This window comes from Peribacillus sp. SIMBA_075 (genome assembly GCF_046534585.1).
Map to the genome: position 1 here is coordinate 1 of NZ_JAWRYN010000119.1, position 504 is coordinate 504.

At 39.1% G+C, this 504-nt stretch carries 1 protein-coding gene; it reads left to right on the forward strand.

Going from position 1 to position 504, the window contains the following annotated elements; translation table 11 throughout:
- Nucleotides 1-323 precede the first annotated feature (323 nt).
- The coding region (locus SB775_RS27410; RefSeq protein ID WP_410864286.1) for a VOC family protein at nt 324-504 on the forward strand (181 nt) is incomplete at its 3' end.

Consider the following 504-nt stretch of genomic DNA (forward strand, 5'->3'; position numbering starts at 1 on the left):
CATTCACCATAACCCGGTTGTACTTTTCTAACTCATCTAGTATGTGTTTTCTTCGTTCAAATTGTGTGTACGAGTTCATTTCATTAACACCTCGTCAAATTACGTAAAATATTGATTTTCTAAAAACTCTTATTATAAAGTGAAACTTTAATCAGTGGGGGTTTTGTTCATCCCCCACTGATTATCAGCCCTCACCAATCGGGCTTTTACGGGCAGTTATCTCCCACCTCGCTTCCTCGCATTTGCGACTTTTGAGGTGGGAGTCTTACTGCCCGTTAATGCGGGATAGTATTTCATATAAGAAAAGAAAGCAGGAGACACCTATGATTAATCAAATTGGACAAATTATGTTATATGTAAATAATCAAGATGAATCAGTGCAATTCTGGACAGAAACAGTAGGATTCCAAATCGTTGCAGAAGAAAATAACGGTCAAGGATTTCGCTGGATTGAAATTGCGCCGGCAAAAGAAGCTGGAACAAGCATCGTCCTTCACGATAAGG